The organism is Sphingopyxis sp., from assembly GCF_965279725.1.
GTDB lineage: Bacteria > Pseudomonadota > Alphaproteobacteria > Sphingomonadales > Sphingomonadaceae > Sphingopyxis.
This window is the reverse complement of the sequence record NZ_CBDIIL010000002.1, coordinates 136,674-163,162: the sequence shown is the minus strand read 5'-3', so window position 1 is coordinate 163,162 and position 26,489 is coordinate 136,674. Positions and strand designations below refer to the sequence as shown.

Genomic DNA, 26,489 nt, shown 5'->3' with positions numbered 1-26,489 from the left:
CCCGTCGTTCGTGTGCTGGATGACAATATCGTGAATATGGGGGGCGACATTTGCGATTACCGACCCTATATGCGCGCCAGTCACTGCCCTCGCTGCTGGACCATCATGCTCACCACAAACCCTTTTGACGACGACAAACTCCGCGAGGAGTGCGGCGTCTTTGGTATTCATGGCGCCGACAGCGCCGCGGCGGTTGTCGCGCTCGGCCTGCACGCCCTGCAGCACCGGGGACAGGAAGCCGCAGGCATCACCGCCTTCGACGGCAAGGAATTCCATACCCACCGCGCGATGGGCCATGTCGCGGGCAATTTCGATCGCGACGAGATCATGCGCCAGTTGCAGGGCGGGTCGTCGGTCGGCCATGTCCGCTATTCGACGACCGGCGAGACTGCGCTGCGCAACGTCCAGCCGCTGTTCGCCGATCTTTCCACCGGCGGCTTTGCGGTGGCGCATAACGGCAATATTTCCAACGCGACGGCGCTTAAGAAGGTGCTCGTCCGCCGCGGTTCGATCTTTCAATCGACCAGCGATACCGAGGTCATCATTCACCTCGTCGCAACGTCTAGCTATCGATCGCTGATCGACCGTTTCATCGACGCGCTGAAGCAGGTCGAGGGCGCCTATTCGCTCATCTGCCTGACCGCCGAAGGCATGATCGGTTGCCGTGATCCGCTCGGCATCCGCCCGCTCGTGATCGGCAAGCTCGGCGATGCGCATATTCTGGCGTCGGAAACCGTCGCTCTTGACGTCGTCGGCGCTGAGTTTGTCCGTTCGGTCGAACCCGGCGAGCTTGTCATCATCCGCGATGGCCAGCTGACCTCGCATCGCCCCTTCGCCGCGCAGTCGGCGCGCCCCTGCATCTTCGAATATGTCTATTTCTCGCGCCCCGATTCGATCGTCGACGGCACCAGCGTCTATTCGGTGCGCAAGGCCATCGGTGCCGAGCTGGCACGCGAAAATCCGGTCGACGCCGACCTGATCATCCCCGTCCCCGATTCGGGTACGCCCGCTGCGATCGGTTACGCGCAGGAATCGGGCATCCCGTTCGAACTCGGGATCATCCGCTCGCATTATGTCGGCCGCACCTTCATCCAGCCGGGCGACAAGGTTCGCCATCTGGGCGTCAAGCTGAAGCACAACGCCAACCGCGCCCTGATCGCGGGCAAACGGGTCGTGCTGATCGACGATTCGATTGTGCGCGGCACCACCAGCCTGAAGATCGTGCAGATGATGCGCGATGCCGGCGCCGCCGAAGTGCATATGCGCATCGCCAGCCCGCCGACGCAGCACAGCTGCTTTTACGGCGTCGATACCCCCGAACGCGCCAAGCTGCTCGCCGCGCAGATGACCGTCGGTCAGATGGCAAATTTCATCAATGCGGACAGTCTGTCTTTCGTGACGATCGACGGTCTCTATCGTGCGCTGGGCGAAGCGAAGCGCAGCGACGATGCGCCGCAATATTGCGACGCCTGCTTTACCGGCGATTATCCGACCACGCTCACCGATTTCGATGAGCATGGTCTGGAGGATCAATTTTCGCTGCTTGCCGAACGGGTTGTCTGACACCATGACTATCAAGACTGAAGAACTGGCGGGCCAGGTTGCGCTCGTCACCGGGGCGAGCCGTGGCATCGGCGAAGCGATTGCCGAGGCATTAGCGGCGCGCGGCGCGCATGTCGTGATCACCGCGCGCACCGCGGGCGGACTCGAAGCGCTCGAAGACCGTATCCACGCTGCAGGCGGCGGCGCGACGATCGCCCCGCTAGACCTGACCGACGGCGACAGCATTGCGCGGCTCGCCAGCGCGATGGCCGAACGCTGGCAGCAACTCGACATGATCGTGCTCAACGCCGCGATGCTCGGGACGTTGACACCCGTGGCGGCGATCGACGGCAAGGAATTCAACAAGCTGCTGACGCTCAACCTGATCGCACAGCAGGCGCTGATTGCTAATTTCGACCCGTTGCTCCGCCGCGCCGCGAACGGCCGCCTGCTCGCCTTGTCGAGCGGCGTCGCCCGCGAACCCCGCGCCTATTGGGGAGCCTATGCCGCATCAAAAGCGGCGTTCGAAACGCTGGTAACCAGCTACGGCGCCGAGATGCGCAATATTTCGACCGTCCGCACCGCGATCCTCGATCCGGGCGGCACCCGCACCCAGATGCGCGCCCGCGCCTATCCCGGCGAAGACGCAAAGAGCATCAAGGAGCCTGCGGCAGTCGGCGAGTTTGTCGCCAGGCTGATGGTCGACGGCTTCGACAGCACCGCCTTCCACGCTTTGCCCAAGGTCATGGAAAAGGCTTAACGCCATCTTTGTTTTCCTGCACTAAGGCAGCCAGACAAGACGGGTTTGCAAGGGCGCTGGAATGACCAAGGATATTTTGCGATCGGCGATCGCGACGGTGATCGGTATCGTCGTAGCATTCGGGTTGATCTGGCTGGCGCAATATGCCGGTAGCGAAATCTCTCCCGCCGAATTTGATCTCGACACCGGCGAAATCTTGATTCCAATCGGGTCGACGATCGCGTTGATTGTCGGCTGGTTCGTCGGCACCTTCGCAGGCGGCTGGCTCGCGATGCGGATATCGGCAGGAACCGGTGCTGGCTGGATAGTGGCAGGGTCGGTGATCGGCGCCGCGCTCTATCGCGCTGTGACACTCGCCGACACTTGGTGGATCATGGTGCTTGGCGTCGCAGTGCCGCTCGCCGCGGTTTGGCTAGCCCAGCGCGCGACGGCGATCATCGCCGACTAAATGGCCGTCGTCCCCGCCCAGGCGGGGGTCGCTAGCGGCCTTTTCTTGCATCGCTGCGCAAACCTCCAGTGACCCCCGCCTTTGCGGGGGCGACGGTACTTACTTCGCCGCTTCCTTATCCACCGCCGTCTGCACGCTCTTGTAAAACGCTTCGCGCGCCGCGCCGACACCCTCGGGGTCGGTCGCCGTCGGCCAGTTGCCGTTGGACGCGATCACCAGCTTGCGCTTCGGATCGATGAAGATCCCCTGGCCAAAAATGCCCTGCGCCGCAAAGCTGCCGTCGTCGTTCGTCCACCACTGATAGCCATAGCCGCGCCCGGGCAGGTCGATGCTCGCCTGTTTCGTCGTTGCGGCGGGCAGCCAGTCGTCAGGCAATACCTTCTTCCCGCCTGCGACGCCCCCATTCAGGATGAACTGACCGAACCTCGCATAATCCTTGAGGCTGGCCGACATGCAACAACCACTGATCTCGTGACCTGTAGCGCCGAGCATCCAAACCGCGTCCTGCTTCATGCCGAACGGCTGCCAGACCTTTTCGGACAGATATTGCGACAGCGTTTTGCCAGTGGCGCTGGATACCAGCACGCCGATCAAATTGGTCTCGCCAGTCTTATAAACCCACTTCGATCCCGCAGGCGCTTCGCGCGGCAGGGTCTTCATATAACTGACGGTAATGTCTTCGCCGGCGACGGGTTTCTGCATGTTGAACTGCGCCACATCCGATTTGGGATCGGTATAATCCTCGTTCCATTTGACCCCGGAAGTCATCGTCAGCAACTGCCGGACGCTGACATCATCGTAGGCGGAACCCTTCAGCCCGGGGATATAGATGGTGACCTTGTCGTCCAGGCTCTTGATAAAGCCGTCCTTGACCGCAGCGCCGACGAGCGTCGCGGTAAAGCTTTTGGCTACCGAAAAGCTGGTCCAGCGACCCGCTGCGCCATAACCGAGCGCATATTTTTCAAGGCGAATCTTGCCGTCCTGGACGATGATGAGGCCCGCGTTGCGCTGCTTCGCCATATAGGCGTCCACTTCGCTACCAAGGTCGATCGGCTGCCCCTGCGGCAGCGGATAGACGGCATCGCCCGCTTCGACCGTGTTGACCACCACCTTGGGCACGGTTTCCATCGTGCGAAACGCCGCGTCGCGTTGATCCTGAGTCCAGAACAGCACATTCATATCCTTTGGCAGCGTGTCAGTGGTTTGGGTGGCATCGGATGCATTGCACCCCGCTGCTGCGGCGCACACGAGCACCGCCGCCAAATATCGTCGCATAGACTTCCTCTCCCCTGTTCTCAGGCCGTTTTTTCAAGCGTGACTTGGGCAACGTCGATGCCGCCGCCGCGAAAACCGCCTTCGCAATATTGCAGATAATAACGCCAGAGCCGGACAAAACGGTCATCAAAACCCGACGGCAACTGGTCGGCGGCAACCGCCGCATCAAAGCGCTCGCGCCACTGGCGCAGCGTTTCGGCATAATCGTCGCCAAATCGGTGGACGTCGCCCCACGCCAGCCCCCGCGCCTCGGCTAGCGCCCGAAAACGGCTTTCGGACATCAGACAGCCGCCGGGAAAAATATACGCCTGGATAAAGTCGCTGCTGGCCGCATAGCGTTCGAACAGCGCGTCATTGATCAGAATATACTGGATCGCGGCCTTACCACCCGGGCGCAGCAATTGCGCGATCGCGTCAAGATAGGCGGGCCAATAGGCCTCCCCCACCGCTTCGACCATCTCGACGCTCGCGATCGCGTCATATGGGCCTTGCGCGTCGCGGTAATCGCATATTTCGATATGCGAGCGCCCCGACAGGTCGATGGCGGCCAAGCGGGCGTCAGCGACTTCGGCTTGCGACGGCGACAGCGTAATCCCGGTGTAAAGCACGTCGTGGCGCTCGACCGCGCGCTCAGCGAGCGCCCCCCAGCCGCAACCTATTTCCAGCAAGCGGCTACCCGACCTAAGGTCAAGCCGATCAAGGATCGCGTCGATTTTTGTCGCTTGCGCCTGGTCGAGCGACTGGGCCGGATCCGCGAACAGTGCACTCGAATAATTCATCGCCTGATCGAGCCACAAGCGATAGAAATCATTGCCTAAATCATAATGGGCATGGATGTTTCTTTTGGCACCGCGACGGTCATTGCGATTCAGCACATGGGCGAGCTTGTTCAGCCAGCGCAATGGCCCACGCGCGCGCGCCACATCGCCGAGCGATTCGCCGTTACGCATGAAAAGGTCGAACAGCGGCACCGGATCGGGCGAGGTCCACTCGCCCGCGTCCCAAGCGCGATACCAGCCCACCGATCCCGACATCGCCAGCCGCGCCAACGAGGCCCAGCTGTGCAGGTGGACGATCGCCACCGGCCCCGCGCCGCGACCACCCAGCAGACGCACGCTACCGTCGGGCAAATGCGCCTCGATCGTGCCGAGTGCGAGCCCGAGATCGATCCGGTCGAGCAGGCGGTGAAACAGTCCCGCGGGCGCGAACGCCAGCAGCCGTGCCAAAGCTCCACCGCTGCGGTAGGCGCGATCGGCGCGAAGCAATTGCTTGCCGCGACGCGGGCTGACATGCGTGTTCATAGCGTCTTCCTGCCCCAAAGTCCGGCGTCTGACAATCAGGTGCCGTGCGCCTTCATGACGTCATATGCGGTCAGCGCCCGTTCACGGGCTTCGCGGTGGCCGATGATCTTGCCAGGATAAGATCGTGGGCGCTGTCCGAAGGTTTCAGGATCGTGGATCGCGGGTTCGGTCAGCTCAGCAAGCTCAGGCACCCATTGGCGAATATAGCCCGCAGCATCGAACTTCTCCGACTGCGTGAGCGGCGCCATGATGCGCGGGAACATATTGCTGTCGACGCCGCTGCCCGCCACCCATTGCCAGTTTACCGCGTTCGACGCGTAGTCGGCATCGACCAGCGTATCCCAAAACCATTGCTCGCCGCGGCGCCAATCGATCAGCAGATGTTTAATCAGAAAACTCGCCGCGATCATCCGCACCCGATTGTGCATCCAGCCGGTCGCCCACAACTGGCGCATCCCGGCATCAACGATGGGATAGCCGGTCTGGCCCTGCTGCCATGCGGCGAGATCGGCATCGGCCCCCGCGTCGTCGCGCCACGGCAGATGGTCAAAGGCGCCGCGCGCACTTTGGCCGCCATAGTCGGGAAATTGCAGGATGATGTTCTGCGCATAGTCGCGCCAGCCGATCTCGCCCAGAAACACGTCGACCGAGCCCCCGGCATCGGCGGTGCAGTGCCACACAGCGGCGGGCGATATTTCGCCGAAATGCAGATGCGGCGACAGGCGCGAACTGCCCTCTTCCGACGGCAGGTTACGGCGGCGATCATAATCCGACGCCGTATCGATGAAGTCTGCAACACGTCGGCGCGCGCCTGCTTCGCCCGGCTGCCATTCGGCGGCGAAGCCCGTCGCCCAATCGGGCTTGGTCTGCAGCAAACCCCAATCGCCCAGCGCATCCGAAGCCGGCCATTGTTCCGGCGCGGCAATGTCGCGTGGGCAATTTGACGGGTTGGGCGGCGGCATCCGCTCTTTCAGCGCGCGCCAAAAGGGGGTGTAAATCTTGTACGGTGTGCCGCCACCGGTCGTCAGCGTCCCGAGGGGCAACAGATAATTGCCATTATGGCAAATCAGTTCGAGCCGTTTCGCAACGGCCTTTTCGGCATTGCGCCACCACGGTTCATGGTGGCGGAGGCAATGCACCACCTTCGCACCCGTTTCCTCAGCAATTATCGCCAGTTGATCTTCACACTTGCCGCGGCGCAAGATCAGGCGAGACCCCTTTTCGCGCAGACGGGAGTCGAGGCTTGCCAAGCTATGATGCAGCCACCAACGCGACGCAGCGCCCATCCGGCGATGCTTGGGCGTCTCATCGTCGAGGATGAAGACCGGGATGACCGGACCATCGGCCGCCGCCGCGATCAACGCTGCCTGATCCGACAGGCGCAAGTCGCGGCGGAACCACAGGATGACAGGCGCCGTCATTCTTCGTGGGTTGCGGTGTCGGGCGCGGTCAACCGGACCTGGAACCGGTCCTGCGACAGCGGATGCATGAAACGCTGGTCGCGCAGCAGGATCGCATCGCCGTCGGCCTGCCCCACCGGCATTCGCGACCAGAACAGGAACGCGCGGGCATCGGGATCGCCCATCAACCATGTCTTGAGACGCGGATCGTCCATACCCGTAGTTAATCCGCTAATATCCAGCGTCCCGCCCATACCGGGCGTGAAACTGCCGCTCCCATAGCGCTCGGTGGTGCGCCAGAAGATATCGCGTTGCCAAAACGCCAACGGCGGCGGGCTGGCGACGACCAGCGCGTCGAGGTGTCCGCTCGCCGCCAGCGCGCTAGCGGTCGTCCGTTCAGCAGCGCCCGTGATCAAGCCATTGGCAAAAATATAAGCGCAAACCGCTGTGAAACCGATCCACGCCGGTCGCTGCCAGTTCGCCGCCCCGCCCCGCTCGCGGCGCAGCGAAATCCACACCGACAGGCCCAACGCAATCCATATCCACAAATCGATGATGAACAGCGTGTCGCCGTAAAACCAGCGATGGCTGAACGGTTCGAGCAGGCGGATGCCATAATTGTTGAGCCAGTCGAGCGCCGGATGGCTGAGGCAGCCGATGTACGCCAGCGCCAGCAGCCAACCCTTGTCGATCGGTAAGCGCCCCGCCGGCCTTTTGCCGCGCCGATCCTGCCAGCGATCGAACGCCAGCATCGCCGCCCAGAGCAGAATAGGCAGGACAATCAGCGCGATCGGGCCATGCGTAATTCCGCGGCGAAAGCCCAGGTGCTGAATGCCGTCGAGCCAGGCCAGACACGCAGCATCGATGTCGGGCACGTTTGCCGCCAGAATCAGCGTCGGGATTGCCAGCCCGGTCTTCTTCTTGAGCCCCATTTGGCCGAGTACCGCGCCGACAAGGCTGTGCGTTAGATTGTCCATTGCAGCTTGGTGGCGCGGATCCGGTGCCTTTGCAACGCGTTATGCGGACCGGTTCACGGTTTCACGCCATGGCCACCGAACCCTCGCCGCGACTACAGCTCGGGGCCGCCTTCGGTCACCGTCCAGGTCTGCCCTTTTTTCAACAGGCTTTGCAGGTCCGCGGTCTTGCCTTCGCGCGCCGCTGCATTCTGACGCCAAACGTCGGCCTCAAAGGTTGGACGCGGATCGTCGTATAGGACGCCCAGAGCCATGGGGAACTCGCCAAACGGCATTTCGACGAGCATATGCGCGACGCTGCGGTTGGTGACGTCATGGACGATCACCCCCGCGGCCTGCCAGTCGCCATCGACGACATCGACGGTTTTAAGGTGCAGCGCCTCGGCGTCGAGCGCGATCCCCTTGGTGCCTTTTGCGAACAGCATGGGCTCGCCATTCTCGAGCCATAGTTGGCGATCCTCGGCGCCCTTCGGCGCAGCAAAATCCTCGAACACGTCCTTGTTATAGACGATACAGTTCTGGAAAATTTCGATAAAGGCCGCACCCTTGTGCGCATGAGCGGCCTTCAACACTTCCGGCAGTTTCTTCGATATGTCGAATCCGCGCGCCACGAAGCGAGACCCCGCACCGAGCGCAAACGCGGCAGGCTGCGCCGGACGATCGACCGACCCATAGGGTGTCGACGGGCTGGTCGTCCCAACCCGGCTCGTCGGCGAATATTGCCCCTTGGTCAGGCCGTAAATCTCGTTGTTGAACAGCATGATCTGGCAATCGAGATTGCGGCGGATCAGGTGCATCGTATGATTGCCGCCAATCGACAGCCCGTCACCATCGCCGGTGACGATCCACACGTCGAGGTTCGGATTGGCGAGCTTCAGCCCCGTCGCGAATGCGGGCGCGCGCCCGTGGATCGTATGGAAGCCATAGGTTTCCATATAATAGGGAAAGCGCGACGAGCAGCCGATGCCGCTGATAAACACGGTGTTTTCGGGCGCGGTGCCGATTTCGGGCATCGTGCGCTGCACCGCCTTCAGTATCGCATAGTCGCCGCACCCGGGGCACCAGCGCACTTCCTGGTCGGTTTCCCAATCCTTGAGCGTCGTGGTGCGGGCGATCGTCGTCATCTCGTTCATGCTAGTGCCTCCTCGATGGCGGCTTCGATCTCTGCAATCGTGAAAGGCTGTCCTGACACCTTATTCACCGGCTTGGCATCGACCAGATACTGGTCGCGCAGCACGGTCTTCAATTGGCCGGTGTTCATTTCGGGAACGATGACCTTGTCATAGCTTTTGAGCAGCTCGCCCAGATTGGCGGGCAGCGGCCAGATGTGGCGGATGTGGATATGGCTGACGTCGAGACCCTCAGCGCGCTTGCGGCGCACTGCCTGATGGATCGGGCCAAAGGTCGAGCCCCACCCGACGACCGCGAGCTTGCCGCTCTCGGCGCCGAGTTCGACGATCTGATCGGGAACCTTGATGCCATCGATCTTCGCCTTGCGGATGTCGGTCATCGCCTGATGGTTCGACGCCTCATAATTGATGTGGCCGGTGTCGAGTTCCTTCTCGATCCCGCCGATGCGGTGGAGCAAGCCAGGCGTGCCCGGCTTGACCCACGGACGCTTGAGATTTTCATCGCGGCCATAAGGCTTGAACCCGCCTTCGGGCACTTCGGTCAGGAATTCGACCGGGAACGCCTCGTAAGTCGTCAGGTCAGGCACCGCCCACGGCTCGGCCGCATTGGCGATATAGCCGTCGGTCAGCAGGATCACCGGGGTCATATATTGCACCGCGATGCGGACCGCCTCGATTGCGCAATCAAATGCGTCGCCGGGCGAGCGTGCCGAGATCACCGGCATCGGCGCGTCGCCGTTGCGGCCGTAAACCGCCTGATACAGATCCGACTGCTCGGTTTTGGTCGGCAGGCCGGTCGATGGACCGCCGCGCTGCGAATTGACGATGACGAGCGGCAGTTCGGTCATGATCGCGAGGCCCATCGCCTCGCCCTTCAGCGCGATGCCGGGGCCGGACGAGGAAGTGACGCCGAGCGAACCGCCATAGCTGGCGCCGATCGCCGAACAGATCGCGGCAATTTCGTCCTCGGCCTGAAAGGTCGTGACGTCATATTCTTTGAGCCGCGACAAATGGTGCAGAATCGCCGACGCGGGCGTGATCGGATAACCGCCGAAAAACATCGGCAGCTTGGCAAGCTGCGCCCCCGCGACCAACCCGAGCGCGATGCCCTCGGCGCCGGTCAGCGTACGGTAGAGGCCGGGCGCGGCAGGCGCCGGATCGACATGATGCTGCTTGAGCGGCCCGGCCAGTTCGGCGGTTTCGCCATAAGCATGGCCAGCATTGAGCGCGGCGATATTGGCGGCGGCGAGATCCGGCGACTTGGCGAACTTCGCGTTTAGCCAATCGACCAGCGGCGCACGGTCCCGATCGAACATCCAGAGCGCAAGCCCCAGCGTCCACATATTCTTGCAGCGCAGCGCTTCCTTGTTGCCAAGGCCGAACGGCTTCACCGCATCCATCGTCAGCTGGCTGATGTTGAGTTTCAGCAACTGCCATTTGGCCAGGCTGCCGTCGTCGAGCGGATTAGCGTCATATTTCGCCTTGGCGAGGTTGCGGTCGTTGAACTCGCCCTCGTCAGCGATGATCAGGCCGCCCTGCTTCAGCGACGGGACATTTGTCTTTAGTGCCGCCGGGTTCATCGCGACCAGCACGTCCGGGGCATCGCCCGCGGTTTCGATCGCCGACGATCCGAAATTGATCTGGAATGCCGAGACTCCGAATAATGTACCCTGCGGAGCGCGGATTTCGGCAGGAAAATCGGGGAAGGTGGCGAAATCATTGCCCGCCAGCGCCGAAGACAGCGTGAACTGACCACCGGTCAACTGCATCCCGTCGCCGCTGTCGCCTGCAAACCTGACTACCACTGCATCCGAAAGGGGGGACGGCCGTTTGTCGGTTTCGTCCACTACCGCTGTCGCCATTTTATCTTCTGCCTCAATTTTTGCGAACCTGTGACAAGGGCCTAGGCCGCTCTATCGCAAGCCGCAATTCAGAAAAAATTGTGCGCCGCAAACTTCAAACGCTCGAATCGGTTGCCAATTGCCATTGAATTATCCTCCGCGATGCCGAATAGCTGCGCGAACAAGATGCCGCACAAGCGGTTAAGAGGGGACGAGCAGGATGACCGACGGCACCACCCATTATACGCGCCCCGACGTGGCGGCGTTCCTCGCGTTACTGAACGCGCAGGAAGGCCCGAAGATGGAGGAGTTGCCCGCAGAGGCGGCGCGCGAGATGTTCCGGATGATGGGCCAGATGGCCGACGTCCCTCGCGGCGAGATCGCCAAGGTCGAGGATCGGACAATCCCGGGGCCAGCAGGCGACATCGCGATCCGTATCTATGACAATCGTCCGGACCGCGAGCCGGGGCCGGTGATGGTGTTTTATCACGGCGGCGGCTGGGTGATCGGCGACCTCGACACGCACGACGCCTTTTGCGCTGAAGCCGCGCGCTTGCTCGACATGCCGGTCATTGCGGTTGATTATCGCCTTGCTCCCGAACACCCCTTCCCCGCCGCACCGATCGATTGCGAGGCGGCGACGCGCTGGGTCGCGGATCATTTCCCCTGCACCGGACTGGTGCTGTCGGGCGAAAGCGCCGGCGGCAACCTGACCATCGCAACCGCGCTGACCCTGCGCGATCAGCCTGCGTCAAAGCCGGTGATCGCGATGCACCCGATCTACCCCGCCGTCACGACGCATGACGATTGGCAAAGCTATCGCGACTTCGGCGAAGGCCATCTGCTGACCACCGGCAGCATGACCTGGTTCGGCAATCATTATGCGGCCGACCCGGCGGATTATCGCGCCGCGCCGCTCGCTTTCCCGGCAGAAGGTCTTCCCCCGACGCTGCTGATCACCGCGGGCCTCGACCCGCTACGCGATCAAGGCCGCGCCTATGCTGCCAAGCTGATCGAAGCGGGAGTGCCGACAAGCTACCGCGAAGCGACGGGCAGCATCCATGGTTATATCAACCTGGCGCAAGGTATCCCAAGCGCGAAGGACGATATCCGCGGCGCGTTGACGGTCTTGAAAGCGATCGTCGCTGAAGCTAGCGGGACCGCATGATCGACCCTGCCACCCTCCCTTATCGCCCCTGCGCCGGGGTGATGCTCGCCAATCGCGATGGGCGGATATTCGTCGGTCAGCGACTCGATACGTCGAGCGAGGCGTGGCAGATGCCGCAAGGTGGAATCGACCCCGGCGAAGATGCTGAAATGGCGGCGATCCGCGAGTTGGGCGAGGAAACCGGCATCCATGGCGGGTTAGTCGAAATCATTGCGCGCAGCCGCGAGGAATATTTCTATGACTTGCCGGACGCTCTGGTCGGCAAAATGTGGGGCGGCAAATATCGCGGCCAGCGCCAGCACTGGTTCCTGATGCGCTTCATGGGCGACGACAGCGATGTGAACATCGCGACTAAGCATCAGGAGTTTCGGGCCTGGAAATGGGCCGAACTGAACGAGATCGAAAAGTTGATCGTGCCGTTCAAGCGGGTCCTCTACCGTGGGCTGGTCGAGGAATTTGGTCCGCTGGTCTGATCGCGCAGCGCCAGCGCTGTACGAAACACATTGCCGAACATCTGCGGTGTCAGACGCCCGGTGTTCGTGTTGTAACGCGAGCAATGATAGCTATCGATCAGTTGGCGTCCGTCAGCCAGCGCGTGAACCGCGCCGTGCGTGAACGGGTGCATCGCCAGCCGTTCATTTGCCGAACGCAGCACGGCATCATGCGCGATCCGGCCCAGCGCGATGATCACGCGAACACCGCGCAGCGCTGCAAGCTGCTGCTCGAAGAAGGTGCGGCAGGCAGCAATCTCCTGCGACGTCGGCTTGTTCTGCGGCGGCAGGCATTTGACGCTGTTGAGAATGATCGCGCCGTCGAGCCTCAGCCCGTCGCCGCTCCGGCGATCGTACTGCCCCTCGCTCAGACCGAATTCGGCGAGCGTCGCGAACAGCAGATCGCCAGCATAGTCGCCGGTGAAGGGACGCCCGGTGCGATTGGCGCCATGCTTGCCGGGGGCGAGTCCCACCAAAGCCAGCCACGCGCCCGGATCGCCAAACGCATGGACCGGCGCGTTCCACCAATCAGGATATTCGGCACGGCACGCGGCGCGAAACGCCACGAGCCGCGGGCAGCGTGGGCAATCGGGCGAAGGCTCCGTGCCGGGCAATGGACTTACAATTTCCACACAGCTGGGATAGGCGCGGGGTCATGACCAGCGCAATGCCGATCCCCCTTTACGCCATCGGCCTCGGGTCGAACCGGCGCCATGCGCGCTTTGGTGATCCGCGCGCCGTGTTGCTTGCGGCGCTCGCGGCGCTCGAAAGCGACGATATCGAAGCGGTCGATGCCAGCCCGATCATCGCCAGCGATCCGCTCGGCCCCTCGCGTCGGCGGTATGCGAACGCCGTCGCGCTCGTCGCCTCGATGCTGCGCCCGCCCGAAATGCTTGACCGTCTGCAGGCCATTGAAGCGAGCTTCGGACGCCGTACTGGCCAGCGCTGGAGCGCGCGAACGCTCGACCTCGATATTCTGCTGTGGTCGGGCGGCATCTGGTCCGACGGCACGCTGACCATCCCGCATCGGGCGATAGAACAACGCGCCTTTGTCCTCGGCCCGCTGCGCGCAATCGTCCCCGAATGGCAGCACCCGCTCCACGGTCGCAGCATTCGGCAACTCGCAGCACGGCTTGCACGTCCAAAGCCGGTTGACCGGGGCGCAGCGGCGCACTAGGGCGACGGCTCACTTTCGCACGCTGCCTTTGCAGCGCCGCGATGGGCCCTTAGCTCAGTCGGTAGAGCAACTGACTTTTAATCAGTAGGTCGCTGGTTCGAACCCAGCAGGGCTCACCATATTTCCAATCCTTAACGACGGCCGCGCCAAGCGGCGGCGCCCACATCGGTCGCAGCGGGCGCTCATGACCTGCGGTTGGACTCCGTCAATAATCTTGCTGCTGTTACCCGTGAATTTACCGCTTACCTTGATAAAGGCTGCAGCGGCTGCTCAATCGTAACCGCGATGGCGACACTCGTGCGGGAACAACGCGCCGGTCGGGATTCGAAACGGGGACGGAATTTGACGACACTCATCACCGGCGCTGCTGGCTTTATCGGAATGCATGTGGCGGCGACGTTACTGGGACGCGGCGAGCGCGTCGTCGGCATCGACAATTTCACACCCTATTATTCGCTCGATCTCAAACGCGCGCGCGTCACACGGCTTCGGGAAATCGGTGGTGAGCAATTCACTTTTCTGAATGTCGATTTCGGCGACGCAAGCGCCCTCTCGCAAGCGTTGTCCAACGTGGAAATCGATCGGATCGTCCATCTTGGTGCGCAGCCCGGGGTGCGCTATTCGCTCGAAAATCCTGCCGCCTACATCCATTCCAACGTCGCGGGGCATGTGAATATTTTGGAGCTCGCGCGCCATAGAGCGATCGCGCATCTCGTCTATGCCTCATCATCGTCCGTATATGGCATGCGGTCGGATACACCGTTTCGCGTGGCCGATCGCGCCGATACGCCGATTTCGCTTTATGCTGCGACGAAGCGCGCCGACGAGTTGATGAGCGAAACCTACGCCCATCTTTTTCGCCTGCCGCAGACCGGCCTGCGCTTCTTTACCGTATATGGCCCGTGGGGCCGCCCCGACATGGCGGTATGGAGGTTTACCGAAGCGGTTTTGCAGGGTCGACCGATCGACGTTTACAATCACGGCGACATGCTCCGCGATTTCACCTTCATCGATGATATCGTCAACGGCGTTGTGCTTGCGCTCGACAACCCGCCGCGGGACGATGGCGTCGAGAAGCCGGGGGGCTTCACGACCCCGCACCGACTGTACAACATCGGTAACAATAAACCGGAGCAGCTGACCGACCTGATCCACGCGATCGAAGACGCATGCGGTCGCAAAGCCCCAATCAATTTGTTGCCCATGCAGGACGGCGACGTTTATCAGACTTTTGCCGACATTGACGATATCAGCCGAGATCTGGGCTTTGCGCCATCAACGCCGATGTCTTTGGGTATCCCGGCTTTCGTGACATGGTATCGCGACGAATGGACAACGCGCCCGGTCGGCAACCCATAAACGCAGCAAATATCCGCATGGAGGCGGGACGATCGATGAAGATACTTTTGACCGGCGGCACGGGGTATATCGGCAGCCACGTAGCGGCCGCGTTGGTTTCCTCGGGACACGAAGTTGTCTGTTTCGACAATCTCGCGAATAGCGACGCCGACGTGATCGACCGGCTCGAAGCGATCACCGGTACCGTCATCCCGCTCGTTGTCGGCGACATCCGCGACGGCGGCGCGGTTCGCCAAGCCATCGCTGATCACGGCGTCGAGGCGGTCGTTCATTTTGCCGGTTTGAAAGCCGTCGGCGAATCGGTCGCCGAGCCGATCAAATATTATGACAACAATGTCCGCGGTACCTTGTCGCTGATCGAAGCGATGGCCGACTGCGGGGCCAAGACGCTGGTCTTCTCATCAAGCGCGACGGTCTATGGCCAGCCGCAATATCTGCCACTCGACGAGAGCCATCCCACCTCTGCGACCAATCCCTATGGCCGCACAAAGTTGATGATCGAGGAAATGCTTGCCGACATCGCGGCGTCGGATCCTTCGTGGCGGATCGCGACGCTGCGTTATTTCAACCCGGTCGGCGCGCACGACAGCGGCCTGATCGGCGAGAATCCCAATGGCATTCCGAACAATCTGATGCCCTTCATCAGCCGCGTTGCCGCCGGACGCCTTGGCGAACTGTCGGTGTTCGGCAATGACTATGACACCCCCGACGGCACCGGGGTGCGCGACTATATCCATGTCGTCGACCTCGCCGACGGCCATGTCGCGGCGCTGGATACCATCACCAGGATCGAACCGGCGCTGTCGACATGGAACCTCGGCACCGGCCAGGGCTATTCGGTGCTCGATATGGTGCAGACGTTTGAACGGGTAAACGGCGTCAGCATCCCGTATCGCATCGCCCCGCGCCGCGACGGCGATGTGGCGAGCTGTTACGCGAGCCCCGAACGCGCTGCGCAAGAACTTGGCTGGACCGCGCGGCGCGATCTAGACGCCATGTGTGCGTCGAGCTGGAGCTTTGAACGCACGCTCGCGATGCGCAATTCGGGCTAGCCAAGCCAGCCGGCGGTTTGCGCAAGCACCCACAATCCGATCAGCAGGAACAGCGTCGCGGCGACCATCCGAACTTTTGCCAGATCGACCCGCTTCAGCAGTTCATGCCCCAAGAAGATGGCGGGTACATTGGCGATCATCATGCCCAGCGTCGTCCCCGCAGTGACCGCCACGACATCATGATATTGCGCACCGAGCGCGATCGTCGCGATCTGCGTCTTGTCGCCCATCTCGACGAGGAAGAACGCGACCAATGTCGTCAGGAAAGCACCGAAGCGCGGCTTGGGCGCGTCATCGTCTTCGAATTTATCGGGGATCAGTGTCCACGCCGCCATCGCGATGAACGACAGGCCAATGGCATAGCGGAAGATCGGGCTGTCGAGGAACGCGGCGGCCTGTGAGCCCAGCAACGCGGCAAGGGCATGGTTCGCGATGGTGGCCACCAAAATGCCGAGGATGATCGGTACCGGTCGGTTGAACCGTGTCGCGAGCAGAATCGCGAGCAGCTGCGTCTTGTCGCCGATTTCAGCGAGTGCGACGACCGCGGTTGAGGTGAATAAGGCTTCCATGGCTTGCTCCGGGGCCGAGCGGTTCGCGATTCCAACGGACATCGAACCCACCGCCCGGCCCGGACGAAGGTCGATGCCATTGGTCTCGCCCAAGCGGTGTCCCGCTTCCACCGCACCACGACCTCTCGGCCGAGTATGTTGACACGGTGGCCCGTCCGACTGGACGGCTGGCTACTCCCCAGATGACGGGGGCGGGTTAGTCGGGTTCGCGGAGTCTGGCAAGGGTTCCGGCGCCACGCGGGAAATTTTTCCACCAGGCTCGATTCCTCGAGTGGGCGCGGTTTCTGTGACATCAGCAGCTTCTGCCGCGACTTCGGAATCGGCGATGTCGGCGTCCATCGTTTTTGCGCGCGTTTCGATTTCCTCGGCCGCCTTGTCGTAACGCGCCTCGAAACTGGGCTCGTCCTTGCACCCGGCCAGCAGCAGTAAAGGAAGCAGGACCATCGCGGCGCGCATTAATAATCCTTGCGGTAGCGGATGCTGAGGTTCGACTGGCCCGACCCCCCGGCCTGACTGAGCAGCGACAGCGCGCGCGTCAGGCTGATCTCGAGCTGCGTCGCGGTGTAGCCACGCGCGTCGGTGATGACCTCCAGATAAATGTCCTTGGTGATATATTGGCCCGCGGCGAGCGCAGTGCCGCGCCCGACGGTGTCGTCCGGGCCAAGCACCCGCAGTCTGTCTATCCCGGTCGCCGACTGAAGCGCGCCGAGCGGGCTCAGTCCCCCGCCCCCACTGCTGAGCGTGTTGAGCGACGAGGCAAGCTGGACCGCCTGAAGCGGGGACAGCGTCGTGATCGAATCGCCGAACAGGATGCGCGAGACAATCTCGTCCTGCGGCAAGCCGGGGATGCTGGAAAACGCAATTTGTGGATTGCTGGCGCGGCCTGACACGGCGACGTTCAACGTTACGGTATCGATCGTATCGCTCGCGAGCAGTCGTATCGCCGGGTCATAAGCGTCGCCGGTAGGGAAGGTTACGCGGCCTTCCTGCAGCTCGAATGACCGCCCCGCAAATCCCAGTGTACCGCGCACCAGTTCGATTTCACCGGTTACGCGCGGCGCCAGAGTCGTCCCGCGCAGGACAATGTCGGCCATCCACTCCGATTCGAGCCCCATGCCGCTGACATAGATTTCATCAGACGCCTTCAGCGCGATATCCAGACGAATGAGGTCGAACAGGCTACCGCCAACCGCCGCCAGCCCGTCGCCGCTGATCCGCTGGCGCCCCGCGGCAGGTTTACGCCGTATCCCGGTCAACACCGGCACCTGCGCCGCGCCCTCGCGCACAATTTTGTAGCGTGTTTCGGGAAGCCGAAGACTCCCAGAAAGCAACGCAGCCTGCCCCACAACTTTCTCAAGAGTCAGATTGCCCGTCGCGCGCGCCGCAATATTCTCGCTGCGCGCAAGTCGCGCATTATCGAGCGTCATGGCGATGTTCATCGGATAACCGTCGGCTTGCGCCAGACTGATATAGCCCTTGGCCTCGACCTTGCCGTCACCCGCAGTCGCCGTCAGCTGATCGATTTCGAGCCGGTTGCCGGTGAAGCGACCATTGACCACCATGCTGGTCAGCCGCGTACCATAGGTCTGGTTTTCATAGATCATGTCCTTGCCGCGCACGACACCGTTGAGGCACGGATCAGCAACGCTACAGCTGAAATCTGCAGCAACCGCGATCGGTCCCGACACATGCTGGTCGGCGGGGCCAAAGAAGGAATAGAGCGTGTCGGCCGGGCCGTTGTAACGGATGCCACCACCCAGCGGCGCCGCTTGCAAGCGCGTCATCCAGTCACCCGCGCCGGGACCGAGCGGCCGCAGCGAAGCCTGCACACGGCCGATAACGCTGCCACGCTTGCGCATCACGGCGCGCGCTTCGCCGCCGTCGCTGAGCAGCTTGCCGGCAAAATTGACATCGACCGGCTGGCTGACCGATGCCGCTGTGGTGCGGGTAAAGCCGGTAATCGACAGCCGCGCGTCAGCGCGCGGGAAGCTGTCCGCGTTGGTCTGCTCGAAATCGAGACTGCCCGTCGCGCGACCGCCCAGCCCCATGTCGGGATAAACAGCATTGAGGATCGCCATGTTGACGCGCTCGAGGCGGCTCTGGATCATGATGCCGTCGCCAAATCGGCCGGCGACCCGCGCGCTGCTGCCGCGGCCCAGATTGACCGTCGTCGGCAGCAATTCATAGCCGTCGGCGCCGGGAATGATCCGGGCCGGTGAGGTCGTCCGGAAATTGATCCCCGTCGCGCGGCCCTGCACCGATGCGCGCCACAGTTCGGGCGTGAGGTCGGCATTGGCCGCGATGCGGAACGGGACACCGCTCGTCCCCTCGACCAGCGCCTGCGCCTTGCCGCGTCCGTCACGATAGTCGATCTTCACCCGCCCGACGGCGATGTCATATTCGCGGATCCGCGTCTGGGCAATCTGGATGTCGGCGACGACATGCGGGGTGTCGTAGAGCGTGACATCCGCATCAACGATCGCCGATCCGACCGCGAGCTTCGCGGGTCCGGGCAGCACGACATCGTTGGCGCGGACGTTGATCGCGGCCGCCTGATACTGGCCCGAAGCGCTCAACCGGACCAGCCCGCCCAGTCCCTGCCCCGATGCGGTCAGCTGCCCAACGAAAGGCCCAGCGCTGCTTTGGACCAACCGTCCGTTGAACCCGATGCCCGACAGGTCGCCGCGCGCGATGTCGATGGTCAATGGTCCCGCCGCGGTCAGCAAGACCACGTCGGCGGACAGCGGGCCGTAATCGGTGTCGCCCGTCGCGGCGAGACGATAGCCGTTTGGCGCGCCGTTGATCCGCGCCACCAGATTGGCAAGGCCGATACCCAAGCCCGGACGCTCAGCCGTCACGACAGCGCGCGGGTCGCTGATCGTACCCGCCAGTTGGACCCCGACGGGGCCATAGTCGGTCGAGTTGGCGCGCGCGGTCAGCTGGATTTGGCCGTTGGGCGCATAGCTCCCCTGCCCGCCACTAACGCGCAACCGTGGGGCCGACAGGCGGAGGCCCGAGAACCGCACAACGCCGTCGGTGCCATAGCGCACGTCGCTCGACGCGGTCGCATTGCCGCCCAGGAAATCGCGCACCCCCGAATTGAACAATTTGGTTGAACGCGCGCGGACACGGCCGACGATTTCGAAGCCGCCGCGCGGCGCGGTCTTCAGATCGGCATCGGTTTCGATATCGAAAATGCCGACGCTTTCGACGCGGTAATCGTTGATCCGCCCGTCGATCGCCCCGGTATAAAACCCCTTGTTCAGGTCGGCGATGACGATCGCTTTAGCATCGATGCGCGGCGAGCGCAGCCGCAGATTGTCGCTGAGGATGCGGCCATTGCTATACGCCAGATCGCCATCGAGCCGTACCGCCACCAATGTCCCGCCGGCGACCGTATCGAGGCCGCGGATGCGCGTGGCCCGGCCCGCGACGGGGATGACGATCTGATCGGCATCGACGCGCGCCTTGCCGGCGAGCGCCAGCCCTTCGATTATGATGTCGTTGACTGCAAGGCTGGCCGCATTGGCTTGGTAATCAACCGTCGGCAGTGCGAATGCGCCATCGAGCGTGGCCGTCGCGCGAAGTCCGTTGGCGCGCACCGCGGGTGCGATCGCGCTGGGGCGAAGAATGTTGATCGCGATTTGCAGCGCTTCATAGCGATTGCTGCCCAAATCGACGCCGCCGCTGATCCCCACCCGCGCGGCATCCGACGCAAAGCGTCCGTCGATCGCCGCCTTACGGTTGTCGAGCCGCGCCGTCAGGTCGATCGCCGTCTCGGTTCCCAGCATTTCGGCCGCAGGACCGGTCAAGAGCCGCGACGCCTGCGCGGTCCCTTTCGCGGCGAAGACCCCATCACGGGCCGTCAGCGCGACGCGCGCCAGCGGCGCAACGCCCAAGTTCGCGGACAGGTTGCCATTCCATGCTTTCCAGTCACCGCGCCCTTCCAGCTTTGCCGTCATCGGTTCCTTGAACCCGCCCATTGCGGCGAGCACGCCTCCTTGCGGCGCCGTCACATCGACCGTCATCGCCAGCCTGTTTTGCTCGGGCACCGCATCGAGCAACAGCGCCACCGTATCGCCCTTGGCATTCGCACCGATCGTTTCGGCGTTGGCCGTCACCTGAGCGCGGCGATCGGCGATCGCAACCTTGCCCGTCAGCCGCGCTTCCTGCCGTTCCCCCGCCACCGTGGGTTCAAAAATGAATCGATCAACGCGCAGCGCGCCGACATCGATATCGAGATCGGGCAGCAAGGGTTCGCCGGTATCAGGGACGACTTTGAACGCGGGCATTTTCCGCATCGTCATCGTCGCGGCGGTCGCCGATCGGACATCCACATGGTTCGCCAGATACCGGATCGGCCGCCAATCGACCCGCACTTCGGGCGATTCCAGGAACACCCCTTTGGGATCGGACAACGTGAAATTGCGGATGACCATCCGGCCGTACAGCGATCCATCCAGCCGACCGATGCCGATCTTCATCCCGTTTTCGAACTCATATTTCTCGATCTGGGTGACAACGAAGCGCCGCCCCGCATCGCTGTTCAGACCAATCATGAACAGGGCGAACAACAGGATCAGCCCCAGCAGCGACAGGCCGATCCAGCGCAGAATCGTCATCGGCCAGTTGCGCCTCTTTGCCGTCGTCGTGACTTCGGCGGTCTCGGGCGCGGCGTCGGCCATCAAAAAGCCTGTCCGATCGACACATACACGCTCACCAGCGCTTCGCCCGGCTTTCGACCGATCGGCGTCGCCACATCCAGGCGTATCGGACCGAAGTTGGTGTAATAGCGCGCGCCGATGCCCGCGCCAAAGCGCAGGTTAGAAAAGGTCGGCGTCGACCCGCGATAGACTTGTCCCGCATCGACAAAACCGACGACGCCAAAATTGCCGAAACGGTAGCGGCCCTCGAACGCCGCCTCGGCGACGCTGCGTCCACCGATCGGGTCAAGATCGGGATCCTTGGGGCCCAGCTCCTGATAGCCAAAACCGCGCACCGAACCGCCGCCGCCGGCATAGAAACGCCGCGATGGCGCCAGCCGTTCGCGCGCGGCGCCCAGGATCGACCCGGCGCGCACCCGTCCTGCCAGCACGATATTGTCGGCAACCGGATAATAGCCGCTGAGGTCGAGCCGCGCCCGCGCATAAGGCGAGAATCGTCCCGCGAGCGATCCCTCGGGTTGGATGAGCGCAGTCACGCGAAAACCCTTGGTCGGATCGAGCAGACTGTCGGTGCGGTCCATGCCGACCTGTCCGGTCAGGCCAAAAATTGTGTAGAAATCGCGGTTCCGCTCGGCGCGGACGAAATCATAATCATCTTCGCTCGTCGCGATCAACTCGACGCCATAGGCATAGGTAAACTTCTTCTGCCAGATCGGGGTGGAATCAAAGCTCACCCGGGCCGCGACGCGGCCGGTGATTGCGTTGAAGGCGTTATAATCGCTCCGCGTCGCTTCGGTGACGATCTCGAAGGTGCGGTCGCGGCGCCCCGCGTTCGAACGGCGCAGCGTCGCACCGATGCCCTGCTCCTGCGTCCCCAGCACCCCCCGAAAGATCAGCGCACCCTCGGGCGGCAGCAGATTGCGATGCGTCCAGCTGCCTTCCAGCCTGATGCCTTCACCGGTGCCATAGCCGGCACTAGCGGCCAACGTCCGCGGCGGCCCCGCTTGCTGCGTAACCAGCATCGTCACATATTCAGTATCGTCGCCCGCGCTTTCGCCGGTTGGCTGCGGCTCGGCGGCGACCGTGGCAAACAATCCGGTCGCGACCAGCGCTTGCCGCAGGTCATCGACCTTTCGGCTGTCGTAAAGATCACCACGTTTGAAGCGCGCCAGCACGTTGACATGCTCGGCGTCGAAAGCGAGCTCACCCGTCGTTTCGATCCCGCCAAAACGCGACCGCTGCCCGATTTTGACTGGCAGCGTGTAAACGCCATCGCCGGTGGCACTGTCGAGCAAAATGTCGCGCTGTCCCACCTCGGCAAAGGGATAGCCCTCCTCGGGCAGCTTGAGCGCAATTGCGGCCTCGGCACCCTGAACGCGCTGCGCAACGATCGGTTCGCCAACGCTGAGCGGGAAATTGTCAGCGATCAGCGTCAAAGGAACGGTCGGATCAGCCTTAAGAATTATCTCGGCCAGCTTATATTGCGTCCCAGGCTTTACATCGATGACCGTGGTGATCGGGCGGCGCGGGCGCGGTTGGCCCTCCTGCCCTTCTTCGCGTTCACCGCGGTCGATCCGGGTATCGACCACCGCATCATAATAGCCCTCGGACGCCAGAATGCGCTGCATCAACTCGCCGTCAGCCGTCAGACGCGCGCGCACCATCGCAGCATTTTCGGCCTTACCGTCGCCGTCGTAAAGGGCCGACAGGTCACCGAACAGGTCGGCCAGATCGACGTCGGTGCTGTCGTCGGCCGGTACGAGTCCATTGACCTGGACCGTGTAGGCAACGCTGACATTCTCGCGGTCGGTTTCGGCTTCTGCAAACTCTACCGGTTCGACATTGAAACTTTCGAGCGGCGGCAGCGGTGCGGCCAGTTCGCTGTCGCTGATCGGCGCATCGCCGATCAGTTCGGCGTTATCGCCGTCGGCCAGCGCCGGGATCGCCGCGCCGCCGGCCACCGGCGTTGCCGCATCTACAGTTGTATCGTCGGCTTTTGCCGCTTCGGTGGTCTGCCGCTTTTCAAAGTCAGCGATGGATTCAAGCGGCTGGTCGAGCTCGGGATCATCTTCGGCCGCGATTGGCGGGATCGCCTTCTCGAACTCCTCATCCTCGATAATCGGCGCAACCTCGGGCAATTGAATGTCGGACGGCGGCGGCGACGGGACGGCAATGGAAGGGTTGGAAGCGGGTTCTACGGTCGGCTGGACCGGCGGGGGCTCCACTTGCTGGGCCGCAGCGGTGGTCGCCCAGGCGAGACAGCATGCCGAAGCTGACGCGATCAACAGCCGTCGCGCGCGCAGCAATCGCATCAGGTGATAATCACGGGAAGTTTCAGGGTTTTGCATTGATCAGCCGTCGACACGGCATCTCTGGCCGGCGCGCGCCGCTGGCGCAACCCGTTTCTACGCCGCCAAAGCCCCGATTCACGCTCATTTCGTCGCATTTTCCCGCGCAATACGCCGATCACCGACGACCAACGACCCGAACGGGCGGCAGGTTCCACCGATCAGGAATCGACGCCGAACAGATCGCGGCTGTACACCTTGTCTTCGACGTCCTCTAATTCGGCGGTTACCCGGTTGGCGATGATCACATCAGCCTCCGCCTTGAAAGCCGCCAGATCGCGCACCACCCTGGAATTGAACAACCGCTCATCGTCGATCAACGGCTCATAAACGATCACCTCGACCCCCTTGGCCTTGATCCGTTTCATCACCCCCAAAATGCTGCTGGCGCGGAAATTGTCCGATCCCGCCTTCATCGCCAGCCGGTGAATACCAACGACGCGCGGTCGGCGTTTCAGGACTTCAGAGGCGACAAAATCCTTGCGCGTGGTGTTCGAAGACACGATCGCCTGGATCAGGTTCTGCGGGACTTCGCTGTAGTTCGCCAGCATCTGCTTGGTGTCTTTGGGCAAGCAATAGCCGCCATAACCGAACGACGGGTTGTTGTAGAACTGGCCGATCCGCGGGTCGAGGCAAACACCCTCGATGATCTGCCGCGAATCCGCGCCGTGCATCGCGGCATAGGTGTCGAGTTCGTTGAAAAAAGCCACCCGCATCGCAAGATAGGTGTTGGCGAACAGTTTGATCGCTTCGGCCTCGGTGTTGCCGGTCTGGAGAACCTCTGCCTCGGGTTTCAGCGATGCGCTGAGCAACAGGTTGGCGAAATCCGCGGCGCGCGGATGCGTGTTGCCGACGATGATCCGCGAGGGGTGCAGATTGTCATACAGCGCCCGCCCTTCACGCAGAAACTCGGGCGAAAAGACGATCGCGTCATTGCCGTGCTTGGCGCGCATCCGGTCGGTAAAGCCGACGGGCACTGTCGATTTGACGACGATCAACGCATCGGGCGCCATCGCCAACGCATCGGCGATGACCGATTCGACCGATCCTGTGTTGAAATAATTGGTGTCGGGATCATAATCGGTCGGCGTCGCGACGACGACAAAATCGGCGCCTTCGTAAGCCGTATTCTTGTCGACGGTAGCGGTCAGGTCGAGCGTATGGTTCGCCAGATAATCCTCGATCTCCGGATCGCTGATCGGCGATCGACGCGCGTTGATCTCGTCAACCTTGCGGCTGTCGATGTCCAGCGCCACGACCTGGTTGTACTGCGCGAGCAGCACCGCGTTGGAAACACCAACATAACCCGTGCCGACGACTGTGACTTTAACCCGGGCGTTCGGCACTGGCGCTGTTCCTCTGTGATGCTACGCCGCTCCCTAACAGGCGCGGCTGGATCGCTCAACTGGCGCCCGCCGGTCTGGCGTCGGCATGATGGCGCGATCAGGTTCCGCAAAACGTCCTATAGGTGTCGGCATCAACTGGCGCCGGGTGAGCGAACGCGTCCCATTCGGCGCGAGCGACATAGGGGTTCTGAACGACCTCCAGAAGCGCGGTCCAAGGCGCCATATCCCCTGACTCCGCGGCCACCAGCGCTGCCTCGACTTGATGATTGCGCGGAATATAGAGCGGGTTCACCGCGTCCATCGCGTCGGCACGCTCGAGCGGCGCGATCGCCTCGCGTTCAAGTTGCGCCCACCAATCGGCGATCCAGGGTGCCATCGCCTCGGCGTCGGGCAAAAGCGTTTGCAGCATGTCTCCGTCGCCGCGAAGCAGCTGTGCCAAAGCGCGAAAGAAGGACGTGAAATCGACGCCATGCTGCTCCAACTCGCCAAACAGCGCGTCAATCAGCTGCTCGTCGGCCTTGTCCGCCCGCCCCAACCCAAGCTTCGCGCGCATTCGGTCGAACCATATAACGCGGAATCGCTCCGGAATCGCATCGACCAGCGCCTTGGCCGCGTCAACGCCAGCAGGATCGACGGCATGGATCGCGGGCAACATGGCTTCGGCAAAACGCGCCATGTTCCAGTGTGTAATTTGCGGCTGACGGCCGTAAGCATAACGGCCGTTCGCATCGATCGAACTGAACACCGTATTCAAAGCAAAGCGATCCATGAAGGCACAGGGCCCATAATCGAGCGTCTCACCGCTAATCGCGACATTGTCGGTGTTCATCACGCCATGGACGAAACCGACGCCCATCCAGCGCGCCACAAGCTCGCATTGCAGCCCGATGACGCGGTCGAGCAGCGCGAGGTGCGGGTTGGCAGCCTCAGCCAAGTCGGGGAAATGCCGATTGATCGTGTAATCGGACAGTTGGACGACATGATCCGCGCCGAAATGCGCGGCAAAGAATTGGAATGTGCCGACGCGGATATGGCTGCTCGCAACGCGCGTCAGCACCGCGCCAGGATGCGACCGCTCGCGCTGCACCCGGTCACCCGTCGCGACAGCGGCGAGCGACCGCGTCGTTGGCACCCCCATGGCGGCCATTGCCTCTGATACCAGATACTCGCGCAAGACCGGCCCGATCGCAGCCTTGCCGTCACCGTTGCGTGAAAAGGCGGTGGGGCCGGATCCTTTGAGCTGGATGTCGAACCGCGCCCCATCGGGCGCCAAGGTTTCCCCGAGCAACAGCGCGCGCCCGTCGCCCAGCTGCGACGAAAAATGGCCAAACTGGTGGCCGGCATAAGCAAATGCGAGCGGCTCCGCGCCAGCAGCCAGCTCATCGCCAGAAAAAATCCGGGCAAGCCGCGCATCGTTTGTCCCGTCGCCGGTCAGACCCAGTTGCAAAGCTAGCGCAGTATTGAACGTCAGCAGAGTGGGCACCGAAGGCTGCGCAGCTTCGGCTGGCGCATAAAAACCCTCCATCATACCGTGGAAACTATTGTCGAATGCGAAATTCATGTCTGCTCCTGACATCCGCTATGTCTGATCTTGTGCGACCGATTGCAAGTTCGGAGCGGGCGCCGTGGGGATTTTGGACCAAC

21 protein-coding genes, 1 tRNA gene and 1 riboswitch are annotated in these 26,489 nt (G+C 62.6%); of the genes, 9 read left to right on the top strand and 13 right to left on the bottom strand.

Features of this window, described 5'->3' with window-relative positions; genetic code table 11:
- The first annotated feature begins 105 nt into the window (after positions 1–105).
- The 3 genes from purF (at position 106) to ACQY6T_RS05130 (ending at position 2,750) form a co-directional block, all read left to right on the top strand.
- Positions 106–1,563 (top strand): amidophosphoribosyltransferase, encoded by a 1,458-nt coding sequence (gene purF, locus ACQY6T_RS05140; RefSeq protein ID WP_428629203.1) that lies wholly within the window; start codon positions 106–108, stop codon positions 1,561–1,563.
- A 4-nt stretch (positions 1,564–1,567) separates the two neighbouring features.
- Positions 1,568–2,302, top strand: coding sequence for an SDR family NAD(P)-dependent oxidoreductase (locus ACQY6T_RS05135; RefSeq protein WP_428629202.1), 735 nt, complete (start codon positions 1,568–1,570; stop codon positions 2,300–2,302).
- A gap of 61 nt (positions 2,303–2,363) precedes the next feature.
- Positions 2,364–2,750: a hypothetical protein gene (locus ACQY6T_RS05130; protein WP_428629199.1), complete on the top strand. Its 387-nt coding sequence runs from the start codon at positions 2,364–2,366 to the stop codon at positions 2,748–2,750.
- 99 nt (positions 2,751–2,849) lie between these two features.
- On the opposite strand, the gene ACQY6T_RS05125 is transcribed toward ACQY6T_RS05130, so the two are convergent.
- From ACQY6T_RS05125 to ACQY6T_RS05100, 6 genes are all read right to left on the bottom strand, one after another.
- A complete protein-coding gene (locus tag ACQY6T_RS05125; protein ID WP_428629197.1) occupies positions 2,850–4,025 on the bottom strand; it encodes a serine hydrolase domain-containing protein in 1,176 nt (391 codons plus the stop codon).
- A gap of 20 nt (positions 4,026–4,045) precedes the next feature.
- Complete coding sequence (locus ACQY6T_RS05120; RefSeq protein WP_428629194.1) at positions 4,046–5,326, bottom strand: class I SAM-dependent methyltransferase; 1,281 nt, start codon at positions 5,324–5,326, stop codon at positions 4,046–4,048.
- Between the two features lie 35 nt (positions 5,327–5,361).
- Positions 5,362–6,747, bottom strand: coding sequence for a cryptochrome/photolyase family protein (locus ACQY6T_RS05115; protein WP_428629191.1), 1,386 nt, complete (start codon positions 6,745–6,747; stop codon positions 5,362–5,364).
- Positions 6,744–7,703 (bottom strand): metal-dependent hydrolase, encoded by a 960-nt coding sequence (locus ACQY6T_RS05110; RefSeq protein WP_428629189.1) that lies wholly within the window; start codon positions 7,701–7,703, stop codon positions 6,744–6,746. The genes ACQY6T_RS05115 and ACQY6T_RS05110 overlap by 4 nt, the downstream gene beginning before the upstream one ends.
- A 92-nt stretch (positions 7,704–7,795) precedes the next feature.
- Complete coding sequence (locus ACQY6T_RS05105) at positions 7,796–8,833, bottom strand: 2-oxoacid:ferredoxin oxidoreductase subunit beta (protein ID WP_428629186.1); 1,038 nt, start codon at positions 8,831–8,833, stop codon at positions 7,796–7,798.
- The gene (locus ACQY6T_RS05100) at positions 8,830–10,692 is read right to left on the bottom strand and encodes a 2-oxoacid:acceptor oxidoreductase subunit alpha (protein WP_428629183.1); all 1,863 of its coding nucleotides are present in this window, start codon (positions 10,690–10,692) and stop codon (positions 8,830–8,832) included. Before ACQY6T_RS05100 ends, ACQY6T_RS05105 begins: the two co-directional genes overlap by 4 nt.
- 199 nt (positions 10,693–10,891) lie before the next feature.
- Here ACQY6T_RS05100 and ACQY6T_RS05095 point away from each other — a divergent pair, with 199 nt between their 5' ends.
- Positions 10,892–11,839, top strand: coding sequence for an alpha/beta hydrolase (locus ACQY6T_RS05095; protein WP_428629180.1), 948 nt, complete (start codon positions 10,892–10,894; stop codon positions 11,837–11,839).
- On the top strand, positions 11,836–12,312 hold the full coding sequence (locus ACQY6T_RS05090; RefSeq protein WP_428629177.1) for an RNA pyrophosphohydrolase: 477 nt from the start codon (positions 11,836–11,838) through the stop codon (positions 12,310–12,312). The genes ACQY6T_RS05095 and ACQY6T_RS05090 overlap by 4 nt, the downstream gene beginning before the upstream one ends.
- On the opposite strand, the gene ACQY6T_RS05085 is transcribed toward ACQY6T_RS05090, so the two are convergent.
- Complete coding sequence (locus ACQY6T_RS05085; RefSeq protein WP_428629174.1) at positions 12,273–12,962, bottom strand: uracil-DNA glycosylase; 690 nt, start codon at positions 12,960–12,962, stop codon at positions 12,273–12,275. The two genes, ACQY6T_RS05090 and ACQY6T_RS05085, sit on opposite strands and share 40 nt — an antisense overlap.
- A gap of 23 nt (positions 12,963–12,985) precedes the next feature.
- Here ACQY6T_RS05085 and folK point away from each other — a divergent pair, with 23 nt between their 5' ends.
- From folK to galE, 4 genes are all read left to right on the top strand, one after another.
- Positions 12,986–13,507: a 2-amino-4-hydroxy-6-hydroxymethyldihydropteridine diphosphokinase gene (folK, locus tag ACQY6T_RS05080; protein ID WP_428629173.1), complete on the top strand. Its 522-nt coding sequence runs from the start codon at positions 12,986–12,988 to the stop codon at positions 13,505–13,507.
- A 43-nt stretch (positions 13,508–13,550) separates the two neighbouring features.
- Positions 13,551–13,626 (top strand) — tRNA-Lys (locus ACQY6T_RS05075).
- A gap of 223 nt (positions 13,627–13,849) precedes the next feature.
- A complete protein-coding gene (locus tag ACQY6T_RS05070; protein ID WP_428629171.1) occupies positions 13,850–14,866 on the top strand; it encodes an NAD-dependent epimerase/dehydratase family protein in 1,017 nt (338 codons plus the stop codon).
- Positions 14,867–14,901: 35 nt separating this feature from the next.
- Positions 14,902–15,918, top strand: a complete 1,017-nt coding sequence (gene galE, locus ACQY6T_RS05065; RefSeq protein ID WP_428629169.1) for a UDP-glucose 4-epimerase GalE — start codon at positions 14,902–14,904, stop codon at positions 15,916–15,918.
- Here the strand turns inward: galE and ACQY6T_RS05060 are convergent.
- The 6 genes from ACQY6T_RS05060 to ACQY6T_RS05035 all read right to left on the bottom strand — a co-directional run bounded on the left by ACQY6T_RS05060 (position 15,915) and on the right by ACQY6T_RS05035 (position 26,406).
- Complete coding sequence (locus tag ACQY6T_RS05060) at positions 15,915–16,487, bottom strand: TMEM165/GDT1 family protein (RefSeq protein WP_428629167.1); 573 nt, start codon at positions 16,485–16,487, stop codon at positions 15,915–15,917. The genes galE and ACQY6T_RS05060 overlap by 4 nt on opposite strands.
- Positions 16,488–16,503: 16 nt before the next feature.
- A riboswitch (yybP-ykoY riboswitch) is annotated at positions 16,504–16,680 on the bottom strand.
- Positions 16,659–16,943: a hypothetical protein gene (locus ACQY6T_RS05055; RefSeq protein WP_428629164.1), complete on the bottom strand. Its 285-nt coding sequence runs from the start codon at positions 16,941–16,943 to the stop codon at positions 16,659–16,661. (Overlaps the previous riboswitch by 22 nt.)
- Positions 16,943–21,172 (bottom strand): translocation/assembly module TamB domain-containing protein, encoded by a 4,230-nt coding sequence (locus tag ACQY6T_RS05050; protein WP_428629161.1) that lies wholly within the window; start codon positions 21,170–21,172, stop codon positions 16,943–16,945. The genes ACQY6T_RS05055 and ACQY6T_RS05050 overlap by 1 nt, the downstream gene beginning before the upstream one ends.
- The gene (locus tag ACQY6T_RS05045; protein WP_428629159.1) at positions 21,172–23,463 is read right to left on the bottom strand and encodes a BamA/TamA family outer membrane protein; all 2,292 of its coding nucleotides are present in this window, start codon (positions 23,461–23,463) and stop codon (positions 21,172–21,174) included. The genes ACQY6T_RS05050 and ACQY6T_RS05045 overlap by 1 nt, the downstream gene beginning before the upstream one ends.
- 197 nt (positions 23,464–23,660) lie before the next feature.
- Positions 23,661–24,845 (bottom strand): nucleotide sugar dehydrogenase, encoded by a 1,185-nt coding sequence (locus ACQY6T_RS05040; RefSeq protein ID WP_428629156.1) that lies wholly within the window; start codon positions 24,843–24,845, stop codon positions 23,661–23,663.
- A 97-nt stretch (positions 24,846–24,942) separates the two neighbouring features.
- On the bottom strand, positions 24,943–26,406 hold the full coding sequence (locus ACQY6T_RS05035) for a protein adenylyltransferase SelO (RefSeq protein WP_428629154.1): 1,464 nt from the start codon (positions 26,404–26,406) through the stop codon (positions 24,943–24,945).
- Between the last annotated feature and the right edge of the window lie 83 nt (positions 26,407–26,489).

Excerpts from the sequence above, each read along its gene's own strand:
- ACQY6T_RS05115 (WP_428629191.1), bottom strand. The coding sequence starts at position 6,747 with ATGACGGCGCCTGTCATCCTGTGGTTCCGCCGCGACTTGCGCCTGTCG.
- ACQY6T_RS05130 (WP_428629199.1), top strand. The coding sequence starts at position 2,364 with ATGACCAAGGATATTTTGCGATCGGCGATCGCGACGGTGATCGGTATC.
- ACQY6T_RS05100 (WP_428629183.1), bottom strand. The coding sequence starts at position 10,692 with ATGGCGACAGCGGTAGTGGACGAAACCGACAAACGGCCGTCCCCCCTT.
- ACQY6T_RS05120 (WP_428629194.1), bottom strand. The coding sequence starts at position 5,326 with ATGAACACGCATGTCAGCCCGCGTCGCGGCAAGCAATTGCTTCGCGCC.
- ACQY6T_RS05060 (WP_428629167.1), bottom strand. The coding sequence starts at position 16,487 with ATGGAAGCCTTATTCACCTCAACCGCGGTCGTCGCACTCGCTGAAATC.
- ACQY6T_RS05090 (WP_428629177.1), top strand. The coding sequence starts at position 11,836 with ATGATCGACCCTGCCACCCTCCCTTATCGCCCCTGCGCCGGGGTGATG.
- galE (WP_428629169.1), top strand. The coding sequence starts at position 14,902 with ATGAAGATACTTTTGACCGGCGGCACGGGGTATATCGGCAGCCACGTA.
- ACQY6T_RS05050 (WP_428629161.1), bottom strand. The coding sequence starts at position 21,172 with ATGGCCGACGCCGCGCCCGAGACCGCCGAAGTCACGACGACGGCAAAG.
- ACQY6T_RS05105 (WP_428629186.1), bottom strand. The coding sequence starts at position 8,833 with ATGAACGAGATGACGACGATCGCCCGCACCACGACGCTCAAGGATTGG.
- ACQY6T_RS05110 (WP_428629189.1), bottom strand. The coding sequence starts at position 7,703 with ATGGACAATCTAACGCACAGCCTTGTCGGCGCGGTACTCGGCCAAATG.
- ACQY6T_RS05045 (WP_428629159.1), bottom strand. The coding sequence starts at position 23,463 with ATGCGATTGCTGCGCGCGCGACGGCTGTTGATCGCGTCAGCTTCGGCA.
- ACQY6T_RS05125 (WP_428629197.1), bottom strand. The coding sequence starts at position 4,025 with ATGCGACGATATTTGGCGGCGGTGCTCGTGTGCGCCGCAGCAGCGGGG.
- purF (WP_428629203.1), top strand. The coding sequence starts at position 106 with ATGCTCACCACAAACCCTTTTGACGACGACAAACTCCGCGAGGAGTGC.
- ACQY6T_RS05035 (WP_428629154.1), bottom strand. The coding sequence starts at position 26,406 with ATGAATTTCGCATTCGACAATAGTTTCCACGGTATGATGGAGGGTTTT.
- ACQY6T_RS05135 (WP_428629202.1), top strand. The coding sequence starts at position 1,568 with ATGACTATCAAGACTGAAGAACTGGCGGGCCAGGTTGCGCTCGTCACC.
- ACQY6T_RS05095 (WP_428629180.1), top strand. The coding sequence starts at position 10,892 with ATGACCGACGGCACCACCCATTATACGCGCCCCGACGTGGCGGCGTTC.
- ACQY6T_RS05055 (WP_428629164.1), bottom strand. The coding sequence starts at position 16,943 with ATGCGCGCCGCGATGGTCCTGCTTCCTTTACTGCTGCTGGCCGGGTGC.
- folK (WP_428629173.1), top strand. The coding sequence starts at position 12,986 with ATGACCAGCGCAATGCCGATCCCCCTTTACGCCATCGGCCTCGGGTCG.